This is a genomic window from Embleya sp. NPDC127516 (assembly GCF_044765325.1).
GTDB lineage: Bacteria > Actinomycetota > Actinomycetes > Streptomycetales > Streptomycetaceae > Embleya.
Map to the genome: position 1 here is coordinate 172,653 of NZ_JBIWJT010000010.1, position 12,128 is coordinate 184,780.

8 protein-coding genes are annotated in these 12,128 nt (G+C 71.7%); 4 read left to right on the plus strand and 4 right to left on the minus strand.

From position 1 onward, the window contains the following. The first annotated feature begins 203 nt into the window (after nucleotides 1–203). On the plus strand, nucleotides 204–2,195 hold the full coding sequence (locus ACIRL2_RS20980) for a ricin-type beta-trefoil lectin domain protein (protein WP_402233935.1): 1,992 nt from the start codon (nucleotides 204–206) through the stop codon (nucleotides 2,193–2,195). Between the two features lie 93 nt (nucleotides 2,196–2,288). On the opposite strand, the gene ACIRL2_RS20985 is transcribed toward ACIRL2_RS20980, so the two are convergent. After that, on the minus strand, nucleotides 2,289–2,960 hold the full coding sequence (locus ACIRL2_RS20985) for a DUF1707 domain-containing protein (protein WP_402233937.1): 672 nt from the start codon (nucleotides 2,958–2,960) through the stop codon (nucleotides 2,289–2,291). 9 nt (nucleotides 2,961–2,969) lie between these two features. Further along, nucleotides 2,970–4,361 (minus strand): PLP-dependent aminotransferase family protein, encoded by a 1,392-nt coding sequence (locus ACIRL2_RS20990; RefSeq protein WP_402233939.1) that lies wholly within the window; start codon nucleotides 4,359–4,361, stop codon nucleotides 2,970–2,972. Nucleotides 4,362–4,545: 184 nt separating this feature from the next. Here ACIRL2_RS20990 and ACIRL2_RS20995 point away from each other — a divergent pair, with 184 nt between their 5' ends. After that, on the plus strand, nucleotides 4,546–5,502 hold the full coding sequence (locus ACIRL2_RS20995) for a DMT family transporter (protein WP_402233941.1): 957 nt from the start codon (nucleotides 4,546–4,548) through the stop codon (nucleotides 5,500–5,502). A gap of 69 nt (nucleotides 5,503–5,571) precedes the next feature. After that, nucleotides 5,572–7,230 (plus strand): fumarate hydratase, encoded by a 1,659-nt coding sequence (locus tag ACIRL2_RS21000; protein WP_395870401.1) that lies wholly within the window; start codon nucleotides 5,572–5,574, stop codon nucleotides 7,228–7,230. Nucleotides 7,231–7,394: 164 nt separating this feature from the next. On the opposite strand, the gene ACIRL2_RS21005 is transcribed toward ACIRL2_RS21000, so the two are convergent. Further along, nucleotides 7,395–9,359 (minus strand): BTAD domain-containing putative transcriptional regulator, encoded by a 1,965-nt coding sequence (locus ACIRL2_RS21005; RefSeq protein ID WP_402233943.1) that lies wholly within the window; start codon nucleotides 9,357–9,359, stop codon nucleotides 7,395–7,397. 207 nt (nucleotides 9,360–9,566) lie between these two features. On the opposite strand from ACIRL2_RS21005, the gene ACIRL2_RS21010 reads away from it, so the two are divergent. Next, nucleotides 9,567–9,854: a WhiB family transcriptional regulator gene (locus tag ACIRL2_RS21010; protein ID WP_395870405.1), complete on the plus strand. Its 288-nt coding sequence runs from the start codon at nucleotides 9,567–9,569 to the stop codon at nucleotides 9,852–9,854. On the opposite strand, the gene ACIRL2_RS21015 is transcribed toward ACIRL2_RS21010, so the two are convergent. Then, a complete protein-coding gene (locus tag ACIRL2_RS21015) occupies nucleotides 9,848–11,941 on the minus strand; it encodes an MFS transporter (RefSeq protein ID WP_402233945.1) in 2,094 nt (697 codons plus the stop codon). The genes ACIRL2_RS21010 and ACIRL2_RS21015 overlap by 7 nt on opposite strands. Between the last annotated feature and the right edge of the window lie 187 nt (nucleotides 11,942–12,128).

Consider the following 12,128-nt stretch of genomic DNA (forward strand, 5'->3'; position numbering starts at 1 on the left):
CGGCCCCGCCGTGCCTCCACGATAGGGCAACCGGTTCGACCGGCCCGGACCCGCGCCGGCGGCCCGCCGGCGAAGGCGGGGTTTGTCACCTACATGCCTTCATTTCCCCTCTACCCGCCGGTAGCTTGCTCTCGCTCCACAGAGCCCAAGTCCCCTTTGGGCGGCTCGTGCGTGTTCCTTCCATGCCACGAAGGCGAGGGTGCATGTCCACATTCGAGCGTGTGTGCGACAAGGTCCTACCGGTGGCGCTGATGGCGACCCTGATGGGTCTCACCGGCGGCCTGACGGCGGGCGGATCGGCCGGCGCGGCGCCGGCGGCCCCGGTGGCCGCCGCGTTGTCCCCCCAACTGGAGGCGATCCGGCAGGCCGAGGCCCAGGCGCTGTACGGGAGCCCCGGGGTCAAGCCGTTGGCCGAGCGAAAGACCTCGCTGATCTCGCTCGGCGACAGTGAGATCGCCGGCGAGGGCGTCGGCGTGTACGAACCCGGCACCGACGGTCCGGACAACTGGTGCCACCGGTCGCCGGACGCGGCCATCCACCGGACCGGGATCCCGGCCGACGTGACGTACAACGTCGCGTGCTCGGGAGCGTCCACGGTCAACATCCGGATCGGCGGCACCAAGCAGTACGCCGACGAACTCGTGCAGTCGGACAACCTGGCGATCAAGGCGCGCAACACGCGCGTACGGCTGATCCTGCTGGTGGCCGGTGCCAACGACGACATCCGGTTCGGCCCGACCATGACCGACTGCGTGACCAGGCGGGTGTTCTTCCAGGGCGAGTGCTACGGCACCTATCAGCCCGGCTGGCAGGCGCGGGCGGACGCGATGCGGCCCAAGGTCGAGCAGACCGTTCGCGACCTGAAGACCACCATGGCGGACGCCGGCTACCAGAGCGGCGACTACAAGCTGGTGCTGATGGGTTATCCCTCGCCGATCGCCCCGGACGTCGAGGACAACCCCGACTTCCCGGGTTGGTACCGCGGCGGTTGCGTGGGCTACCTGCGCGACGCCGCGTGGGGGCGGAACGAGGCGGTACCGATCTTCGAGCGGGCCGAGCGGCAGGCCGCGGCGAACACCGGCGTGACCTACCTGGACAACTCGCGGCTGTTCCACGGCCACGAGGTCTGTACCGACAACACCTGGGCACGCGGACTGTGGTTCGCCGGGCCGGACATCTTCGACGAGAACACCACCCGGCAGAGCTTCCACCCCAACGACCGGGGCCACCTGGCCTTCGCGTCCTGCCTCACCCAGCTCTACAACTCCGGATTGAGCCAGGCGAGTTGCGCGGACTCGGCAAGCACGGGGGCGACCACGCTGTACCCGGGCGTACTCAGTGCCGACTTCCGGCAATTGCGTAACGAGGGCACCGGATTGTGCGCCGACACCTACGGTTTCTCGTCGCGCAATGACACCCCGGTGAAGCTGTGGCCCTGCCACGGCGGACGCAACCAGGGCTTCTGGTACGACGCCGCGAACCAGTCGCTGCACACCGAGCTCAGCCAGGACCGGTGTGTCGATCCGCTCGGCGGCGGCCGCACCTCGGGCACCGCGCTGGTGTTGTGGAACTGCAACGGCGGCGGCAACCAGCGCTTCGTCGAGGTCGCGGGCACGCTGCGGCCCGCGGACACCCAGTCGTTGTGCGTCGCGGCGGCATCGGCGGCGGAAGCGTCCCTGGGCGCCGCGCTCGTACTGGCCGGATGCGACGGATCGGCGGGGCAGCGCTGGGTGAAGGAGTCCGCGCAGTCGGTGCGCTTCGCGGAACTCAAGGCCGGGGGCACCGCCAAGTGCCTGGACGTGGACGGCGGCACGATGACCGCCGGGCGCGCCGTGCTGGCCTGGGACTGCACCGGCAACACCAACCAGAAATGGTGGCGCAACCCCGCCACGGGTCAGGTGCACAGCCTCAAGGACCCGGCGTTCTGCCTGGACAACCGCGGGGTCACGGCGGCGGGCGCGGGGATGGGCATCTGGCGCTGCGACGAGGCGCGGGGTGCGTACCTGAACAACCTGCGATTCGACGCGGACGCGGACGGCCGACTGGTCAGCCGGGTCTCCGGTCTGGTCGCGACCGCACCGACGGGCAACGGCGCGATCACCCAGCAGCCGGTCGGCACCTCGGCCGCGCAGCGTTGGACGGCGGGCGCCTCGGTTCCGCTGCCGTACACGGTGATTCCGTACGACGCCTACTGATCGCGGCCTCGCGGCCCCGAGCGATCGCGGGATCGCCGTTCGAGCACGCGGCCTCCGTCCGGAACGCGGGCGGGGGCCGCGGCACGTCGCGGGTCAGTCGACGTCCTTGCGGAAGCGGTCGATCTCGCGCCGGGGTCCGCCGTCGATCTCGTGCCCGCGCTGCTCCTTGCGGCGCTTCGCCTTGACCACCACGCCGCCCATGATCGCCAGGCCCTTGATCACCACGACCGGTGCGCGCGGGTCGTCGGTGTACTGCTCGTGCACCTCGAAGCCGCCCATGAAGCCGAATCCGTGGTCGCGGACCGTGACGCCCTCCGGGATCCGGATGTCGATGCCACCCCAGAGCGTGAAGACGTTGATCACCAACTCGGGTTCGTCGAACACCGCGTCGGTGAGGTCGATGTCCACACCGCCCATCACCGCGACCGCGTTCAGCTTCGCCCCCGCGCGCCAGCGGCCCTTGCGGGTCGAACTGCTCCAGAACGCGAACATGTTCGACCGGGCCGGGCGCGGCGGCACCGAGTTGGCCGCCGCGGGCTCGTAGCCGACCGGGGCCGGTGCCGGGAGATCGGCGATGAGCGGTTCGAGTTGGCGCACCGTCTTCGCGGCCAGCGCGGCGTCCACCCGCTCGGCGTGCTCGTCGGCGGTCAAGCGGCCTTCCGCGAGCGCGTCCCGCAATACGTTCACGTAGCGGTCGCGGTCGGCGTCGGAAGCCCGCAGCTCGGGGGTGGGCGGCTGGGCTCGACGCTCTGGGCTGTTGTCCACGAGGTAAATCTAGCCCGGGGGTGCATCGGCCGGGAGTACGGAGCGGGCGAGCAGCCGGACCGCTTCGCGCAGTCGGTCGGGGGAGAGCCCGGCGTAACCGATGATCACGGCGGGCGGGCCGGCCGCGAACGCGCGCAGATCGGCCATCGGTTCCACCCGCACACCGTGCTCGCGGGCCCGGCGCACGGTGGCCGACTCGTCCGATCCGGGCGGGAGTTCGACGCACAGGTGGATGCCGGCGGAGATGCCGTGCACGCGCGCGGCCGGCAGGTGCTCGGCGACGGCCTCGGCGACCGCGTCGCGCCGGATCCGGTAGTGCGCGCGCATCGACCGCAGGTGGCGCTCGTAGGCACCGGTGGCCAGCATCCGGACCAGGGTCAACTGGGGCAGCGTGGCCGAGCCGAGGTCGGCGTTGGTCTTGAGGTCGTGGATCCACTCGATCAGCGGGGCCGGCAGCACCGCCCAACCCAGCCGCATGCCCGGCGCGAGCGCCTTGCTGGTCGAGCCCAGATGCACCACCCGGTCCGGGGCCAGCCCCTGGAGGCAACCGACCGGGTCGCGGTCGTAGCGGAACTCGGCGTCGTAGTCGTCCTCCACGATCAGCCCGTCGTGCGTGCGTGCCCACGCGACCAGGGCCGCGCGGCGGCGGGGCGACAACACCACGCCGGTGGGGTACTGGTGGGCCGGGGTGACCAGCACCGCGCGGGCGCCGGTGCGGGCCAGCGCCTCGACGTCGATGCCCTCGGCGTCGGTGCGCGCGTAGGCGACGGTCAGGCCGTGGGTGGTGAAGATGCCGCGCTGGCGGTCGCTGGAGGGGTCCTCCACCGCGAGCACGTCCCGGCCGAGTCGGCGCAGCGCCTGGGAGACCAGGGACAGCCCCTGGGCCACGCCGTTGACCACCACGATGTGCTCGGGCCGGGCCTGTGCGGCGCGTACCCGACCCAGGTAGTCGGCCAACGCGGCGCGCAACTCGCTCGCGCCGGACGGGCCGGGGTAGTCGAACGCGGTGTGCGGGGCGGTGTGCAGCACGTGCCGCGTCGCGGCCGACCACGCCGCGCGCGGGAACGCGGACAGGTCCGGGACGCCGGGCTTGAGATCGTGGGTGATCGGGACCGCCGGGCGCGCGTCCCCCGCGTCCGCCGGTTGCGGCGCCGCGCACGCCGCGGTGACCCGGGTGCCCGATCCGTGCCGCGAGGTCAGATAGCCCTCGGCGACCAGTTGCTCGTACGCGTCGACCACCATGCCCCGGGAGACGCCCAGGCTCTCCGCCAGCGCGCGGGTGGACGGCATCCGGAAGCCGGCCGGAAGTCGACCCGAGCGGATCGCCGTGCGCAGGCCCGACTGCACCTGGGCGCCGAGCCGGCCGGCCGATCGGTCGAGGTGGACGAGGAGTTCGCGCACTGGGGATACCTGCCGCTCGGGGTTCGCCGGATCGAGTCGGTTCGGCGGTCTCGACGCACGCCCGGGGAGGGGAGAACGTCGGGGCCGGCTCCGGGTGGTCCGCCGGCGATCCGGAATTGGTCCGGTTTCTCGGCCCGGAAGTGGCTCTGCCGGGGAAGCCACCCGCTTCCTAACGTTACGTCACATGAAGTCATCCGCGATGTCACCCCGCTCGATCGGCCTGGTCTGCGCGGCGTCCGCGCAGGGGTTGATCGGGGCCGCCGCCGGGGTCTCCGCCGTGTTGTCGGACTATCCCGTGACCGGCGGTCAGATGCTCCGCTACGCGGTGGCCGCGCTCGTGCTGTTCGCGGTGCTGCGGCTGCGCCGGATCCCGTTGTTGCGCCCGACCCGTCGTGAGCTGATCCGGCTGGGACTGCTCTCGTTGTGCGGGCAGACCCTGTTCAACCTGTTCCTGTTCGCCGCGCTGGACCGGGCGGATCCGGCCACGGTGGGCAGCATCCTGGGCGCCACACCGCTGCTGCTGGTACTGGCCGCGCCGCTGTCGGGTGGGCGGCGGCCGAGTCGGTCGGTACTGGTCGCCTCGATCGTGGTGGTCGCGGGGGCGGCGGTGGTGCAGGGCTTCGGCGGCGGGACTGCGGCGGGCCTGGTCTTCGCGTGCGGGGTGGCGCTCTGCGAGATGGGCTTCACGCTGATCGCGGTGCCGCTGCTGCCCCGGCTGGGGGCCTGGCGGATCGCCGCCTACGCCACCGCGATGGCGATTCCGCAGATGCTCGTGGTCGGGATGTTCACCGACGGCACCGAGCTGATCCGGATGCCGTCGGGGACCGAGTTCGCCGCGCTGCTCTACCTCGCGTTGCCGCTCACCGCCGGCGCGTTCCTGCTGTGGTACTCGGCTCTGGCCCGGATCGAACCGGAGCGGGCCGGGCTGTTCATGGGCCTGGTGCCGGTGACGGCGGCGCTGTCGGGCCTGGCCCTGGGCACCGGCGCGCCCACCTGGGCACAGTTCGGCGGCGCGCTGCTGGTCGGCGTGGGCGTGGTCCTGGGCATGCGCGCCGAACGCGGCGGCGGCACCGAACCCGAAACCGGCCCGGTCCGGGAGCTCGCCGCGCAAATCCCGCTGCCGGCGACCTCGAAGCCGTGACCGGTTCGGGGCCGCTCTACCCTGGACGAGGCCCCGTACCGGATGAGCACCGCATGAGTGAGGATCACGATGCCCGCCCCTGAGAACACCTTCAGCGCCTACACGGATCTGCTGCCGCTGGGGGAGGACACCACGCCGTACCGGCTGCTGACCGCCGATGGCGTGTCCACGTTCGAGGCGGGTGGGCGTCGGTTCCTCAATGTCGACCCCGAGGCGATGACGCTGCTCGCCCGGACCGCGATGCGGGACATCTCGCACCTGCTGCGGCCCGGGCACCTGGCCCAGGTCGCGCGGATCCTGGAGGACCCCGAGGCGTCGGCCAACGACCGCTTCGTCGCGCTCGACCTGCTCAAGAACGCCAACATCGCGGCCGGCGGCGTGCTGCCGATGTGTCAGGACACCGGCACCGCGATCGTGATGGGCAAGCGCGGCCAGCACGTGCTCACCGACGGGCGGGACGAGGAGCACCTGTCCCGCGGCATCTCCAACGCGTACACCGAGCTGAACCTGCGCTACTCGCAGATGGCCCCGCTGACCATGTGGGACGAGAAGAACACCGGCAACAACCTGCCCGCCCAGATCGAGCTGTACGCGACGCCCGGCGAGGCGTACAAGTTCCTGTTCATGGCCAAGGGCGGTGGCAGCGCCAACAAGTCGTACCTGTACCAGGAGACCAAGGCCGTCCTGAACCCGCAGAGCATGCTGCGCTTCCTGGACGAGAAGATCCGCTCGCTGGGCACCGCGGCCTGCCCGCCGTACCACCTGGCGATCGTGGTCGGCGGCACCAGCGCCGAGCACGCGCTCAAGACCGCGAAGTACGCCTCCACCCGCTACCTCGACACGCTGCCCGGCCAGGGCTCGGCGCTGGGCCACGGCTTCCGCGACGTCGAGTTCGAGGCCGAGGTGTTGAAGCTGACCCAGCAGATGGGCATCGGCGCGCAGTTCGGCGGCAAGTACTTCTGCCACGACGTGCGGGTGATCCGGCTGCCCCGGCACGGCGCGTCCTGCCCGGTGGCGATCGCGGTGTCCTGCTCGGCCGACCGCCAGGCGCTGGCCAAGATCACCGCCGAGGGCGTGTTCCTGGAGGAGCTGGAGACCGACCCGGCCAAGTACCTTCCGGACACCACGCACGAGGACCTGGACGACACCGTCGTGCAGATCGACCTCAACCGGCCGATGAGCGAGATCCGCGCGGAGCTGTCCAAGTACCCGGTCAAGACCCGGCTGTCGCTGACCGGCCCGGTCGTCGTCGCGCGCGACATCGCGCACGCGAAGATCAAGGAACTGCTGGACGCGGGTCAGCCGATGCCGCAGTATCTGCGTGACCACGCGGTGTACTACGCGGGCCCGGCCAAGACCCCCGAGGGCTACGCGTCGGGCTCGTTCGGCCCGACCACGGCGGGCCGGATGGACTCCTACGTCGAGCAGTTCCAGGCGGCGGGCGGCTCGTTCGTGATGCTGGCCAAGGGCAACCGCAGCAAGCAGGTCACCGACGCGTGCAAGACGCACGGCGGCTTCTACCTCGGCTCGATCGGTGGCCCGGCGGCGCGGCTGGCGCAGGACTGCATCAAGAAGGTCGAGGTGCTGGAGTACCCGGAGCTGGGCATGGAGGCGGTCTGGAAGATCGAGGTCGAGGACTTCCCGGCCTTCATCGTGGTCGACGACAAGGGCCAGGACTTCTTCGCCGACGTCACCACGCCGACCTTCCAGATCAACAAGCGCGCGTGAGCCGATCGGCCCGGGGACGAGCGTCCCCGGGCCGATCCTCGGCGCGCTCACCGGTGACGAACGCGTGAGCGCGCTCACCCGGTGACGGACGCGTCGCCGACCGTGGCAGCGAGCCGGACCGTCGGGCGCGAACCGGCGGGCTGCCGGCGGCCGGTGCCGCTCGGTCAGCGCACGGTGCTCGGGCTGCCGGCGGCCTCGGCCACAGCGCGAGCTGACCCGGTCCGCGCAGACCCGCGTCCGCCTCGCCGGCCAGAGCCATGAAGTAGTCCGCGTGCGCACGCCGGATCCGCTCCTCCTCGCCCGCTTCGGCCAGCCGCGCCGCGCCGAACGCGCGGATCGTCTCCAACATCCGGAATCGGCCGCCGTCCCCGTCCGCGAGGGTGATCAACGACTTCTCGGTGAGTCCGGCCAGCAGGTCGTCGGCCTCGTCCTCGGACCCGCCGCACCGCGGCGACGGCGGCCAGGGTGGCGCCGCCGGTGAACACGGTGAACCGGCGGGCCAACGCGCGCTCGTCCGGGTCGAGCAGGTCCCGGCTCCACTCGACCACCGCGTGCAGCGTGCGATGCCTGGGCGCGGCCGTACGGCTGCCGCGCGAGAGCAGCCGGAACCGGTCGTCCAGGCGCGCGGCGATCTCGGTCAGCGGGAGGGTGCGCAGGCGGGCCGCGGCGAGTTCGATGGCGAGCGGCAGACCGTCCAGCGCGGTGCAGATCCGCGCGACCTCGGGCGCGGTCTCCGCGGTGACCGCGAAATTGGGCCGTACGGCGGCGGCCCGGGCGGCGAACAGTTCGATCGCCGGGGCGGCGCGCAGCGCGTCCAGATCGGCGTCCGGGTCGGGCAGCGCCAATTCCGGTACCGGGCACAACACCTCGCCGGTGATGCCCAGCGGTTCCCGCCCGGTGGCCAGGATCCGTACGCCGGGACACTCGTCGAGCACCAGATGGGCGAGTTCGGCCGCGGCGCCCACCACGTGCTCGCAGTTGTCCAGGATCAGCAGCAGCCGGTGGCCGGCGAGTACCGAGACGATCCGCGCGCCGGGATCGACCTCGGCGGCCGACGCGGTCACGCCGCCGGCCTCGCGGATGCCCAGCGCGCTCGCCACCACGTGCACCAGCGCCGCGTCGTCGGCGGCGCGGGTCAGGTCCACGAAGCACACCTCGTCCGCGGTGCGGGCGGCGGCCTCGATCGCCAGTCGGGTCTTGCCCGCGCCGCCGGGCCCGGTCAGGGTGAGCAGCCGCGCCGCGGTTCCCGACCCGGTCAGCCGGGCGAGTTCCGCCTCGCGGCCGACGAAGCCGGTCAGCCGGCCCGGCGGCGGGGTGAACACCGGTCCGGGCAGGGCCGGTTCCGGGGCCGGTGGGGGTGCGCTCGGCGCGCCGGGGCCGCGCAGGCCCGGGATCTCGCCGCGCAGCACGGCGACGTGGACGGCGGCCGGCTCGGGGGAGGGGTCGGCGCCGAGTTCGTCCGCGAGCACCCGACGCAGGTCCTCGTACACCTCCAGCGCCTCGGCCTGGCGGCCGGTGCCGTGCAGCGCGCGCATCAGCAGCCCGCGCGGACGCTCCCGCAGCGGATGCGCCTCGACCAGCACGCGCAACTCCGGGATCACCCCGCGCAGTGCGCCGATCGCGATCTGGGCCTCGATGTGATCCTCGGTCGCGGCCACCCGCAACTCCTCCAGGCGGGTGGCCCGCGCCCCGGCGAACGGCACGTCCGCCGGCGCCGGCCCCCGCCACAGCCCGATCGCCTCGCCCAGCAGCGCGGTGGCGGACGCGTGCTCACCCGCCGCCGGCGCCGCCCGCCCGCCGCGCGCCAGTCGTTCGAAACGATGCGCGTCCACCGCTTCCGGGTCCACCGCGACGCGATAGCCCATCGCGTGGAACTCGACGAGTTCGCCGTCGCCGCCATGGGCCCGCAGCCCGCGCCGCAAGCGGGAGACGTGCGACTGCAACGCGTTCGCGGCACCCGCCGGCGGGTCCTCGCCGTAGAGCCCGTCGATCAGTCGTTCGGTGGGCACGATGTGCCCCGCGTCCAGGAGCAACAGCGCGAGCAGCGCCCGCGCTCCCGGTCCGCCGGCGGCGATCGGGCTCCCGTCGGGGAGTCGAACCTCAACGGGTCCCAGGATGCCGAAGATCATGCGGCGATTATCGCTGCCCGGGATCGCGGCGGGCGGGCCGTCGGCGAGGTCGGTGCGTGGTCCGGGAACACCTGCCGCGGAGCGCGTCGTTCCGTGGATGTCCTCGAGGTTTCCATGTGGTTACTTGTCGTCGCGTTGTCGCGCCGGCGCGCATGGGGCGGTTCGCCCCGGGTAGGCGACTGACACACCCGACCCGAGGAGAGCAGCGTGACGGAACGGATCGACATACTTCGCGGAGCCCGCAGCGCGACCTGGACGCCCCCGGTGGCCGGCGCGTGCGCGACCGCGGATCGGCAGTTGTTTCTCGGATATCCCGGTGAACCCGTCGTCGCCCGTCTCGCCCGCGAGGAGGACGCCAAGCGCGTCTGCGCGCGCTGCTCCGTCCTGCTCGAATGCCGCGCGAGCGCGCTGGCCGAGACCAACCCGGTCGGTGTCCGAGGCGGCCTGACCCCCAACGAGCGCGGCGCCGTGCGTCGACGCCGCGCCTATCACTGATCCGCCGTCGGCCCGGACGTCGGTCGGGCTCGGGCCGTGTGTCGGTCGGCCTCGCCGACGATGTGATCGTGCGGGGTGTCGGTGGTCAGCCGCGCCAATTTGCGCAACAGCGCGGTCAGTTCCTCGGACTGTTCCGGTGACCAGTCCGCCATCACCTCGGTGAGCATTTGCCGACGGGCCTCGACCAGCGCCTCCAGCGCCTCGTGGCCCTTGGCGGTCAGTGTCATCGTGCCCTCGCCCAGCCGCTCGATGTAGCCGGCGAAGGTCAGCTCGTCGGCGTATCGACGGACCCGGTCCTGGGCCTCGTGCAGCCGGTGGGCGAGGTCGGGGATCGAGATCGGCCCCAGGAGGTCGAGCTGCACGAGCCCGTACGCGCACGGTACCGACAACTCGACGCCCGAGCGCTGGATCATGCGTTCGTAGCGCGACCAGCCGTTCTCCCGGTGCACCATCTGTGCCATCGCGCGCTCGATCTCCTCCACCGAACTGCGCGCGGTGGACGACATCGGCGGCGTGGGCTCGGCCTCGCGGGTGGCCTCGCGCAGCGGGACCTCCTCGAGCAGGAAGGACAACACGAACGCGATCAGCACGATGCCCGAGGCGACCAGGAACACGGTCTGGAGCGACTCGGCGTAGGCGTGGATGAAGCCGGTCTTGGACGCCGGCGGCAACTTGTTCAGGTCTTCCGGGTTGATCGCGGACGCAGACCCGGTGCCGGTTCCCGCGGGCATGCCCTCGCCGCGTGCGGCGGCCTCGCGCAGGTGCACCGTGAGTCGGTTGTTGAAGATCGTGCCGAAGATCGCCGCGCCGAACGAGCCGCCGATGGAGCGGAAGAAGGTCGCGCCGGCGGTGGCCACGCCCAGGTCCGAGTAGGGCACCGAGTTCTGTACGGCGAGCACGATGACCTGCATGACCAGGCCCAGTCCGACGCCGAAGACCAGCATGTAGAGCGAGGACGCGGCGGTGGTGGTGAACTCGTCCATCCGCGACATCAGGAACATGCCGACCGCCATCACGGCGGTGCCCAGGATCGGGTAGATCTTGTATCTGCCGGTCCGGCTGATCAGTTGCCCGCTGACGATCGAGGTGACCAGCAGGCCGCCCATCATCGGCACCAGCCGCAGGCCCGACTCGGTCGGCGTGGCGCCGTTGACGACCTGCATGAACAGCGGCAGGAAGCTCAGCCCGCCCATCATCGCGAAGCCGACGATGAAGCCGATGCCGGCGGTCACCGAGAAGATCCGGTTGCGGAACAGCTTCAGCGGCAGCACCGGCTCCTGCGCGCGCCGCTCGACCGCGACGAACCCGGCGAGCAACAGCACTGCCGCGACGCCCAGTCCGATGATCTGCGCGGAGGCCCACGGGTAGGTGGTGCCGCCGAAGGTGCTGAGCAGGACCAGGCAGGTGGTACCAGCGGCCAGCAGCGTGATGCCGAGGTAGTCGATGCTCGGCCGGGTGTGCATCTCCTTGGTGTGCAGCGCGGCGGCGATCACGGCCAGCGCGATGAGGCCGATCGGCACGTTGATGTAGAACACCCAGCGCCAACTGAGGTTGTCCACGAAGAACCCGCCGAGCAGCGGCCCGGCCACCGAGGTGACCCCGAAGACCGCGCCGAACAGGCCCTGGTAGCGCCCGCGCTCGCGGGGCGGCACCACGTCGCCGATGATCGCCTGGGACAACACCATCAGGCCGCCGCCGCCGAGCCCCTGGATCGCGCGGAACGCGATCAACTCGAACATGCCCTGGGCGATGCCGCACAGCACCGAGCCGATCAGGAAGATCACGATCGACGCCTGGTAGAGCTTCTTGCGCCCGAACAGGTCGCCGAGCTTGCCCCACAGCGGCGTACTCACCGTCGACGCGAGCAGGTACGCGGTGACCACCCACGACAGGTGGTTGAGCCCGCCGAGGTCACCGACGATGGTCGGCAGCGCGGTCGACACGATGGTCTGATCGAGCGCGGCCACCAGCAGCCCGAGCATCAACCCAATCAGGATCAGTCCGAGTCGGGGCGCCGCCTCGGTCTTCGCCGGGCTGCTGCCGTTGCCTTCGGCGGTTTCGGCATGCCTACCGCGCGGCGCGCTCATCCGGGGGGCCTCCTCGATCGATGCTCAAGGAGGATCCCCATAAACAGGTATAAAATCCGCACCTATTCGTGGGACGGGCAGCCCTGTCGGATCGAACGCCGGCCGAGTCGCGCATCCGACGTCGACCCGGTCGCGCATGTCGACCGCCGATCGCGTCGCGTATCGAACGCCGGCCGAGCCGTTTTCG

Coding starts and splice junctions, on each gene's coding strand:
- ACIRL2_RS20980 (WP_402233935.1), top strand. CDS start 204: ATGTCCACATTCGAGCGTGTGTGCGACAAGGTCCTACCGGTGGCGCTG.
- ACIRL2_RS20995 (WP_402233941.1), top strand. CDS start 4,546: ATGAAGTCATCCGCGATGTCACCCCGCTCGATCGGCCTGGTCTGCGCG.
- ACIRL2_RS21000 (WP_395870401.1), top strand. CDS start 5,572: ATGCCCGCCCCTGAGAACACCTTCAGCGCCTACACGGATCTGCTGCCG.
- ACIRL2_RS21005 (WP_402233943.1), bottom strand. CDS start 9,359: ATGATCTTCGGCATCCTGGGACCCGTTGAGGTTCGACTCCCCGACGGG.
- ACIRL2_RS21015 (WP_402233945.1), bottom strand. CDS start 11,941: ATGAGCGCGCCGCGCGGTAGGCATGCCGAAACCGCCGAAGGCAACGGC.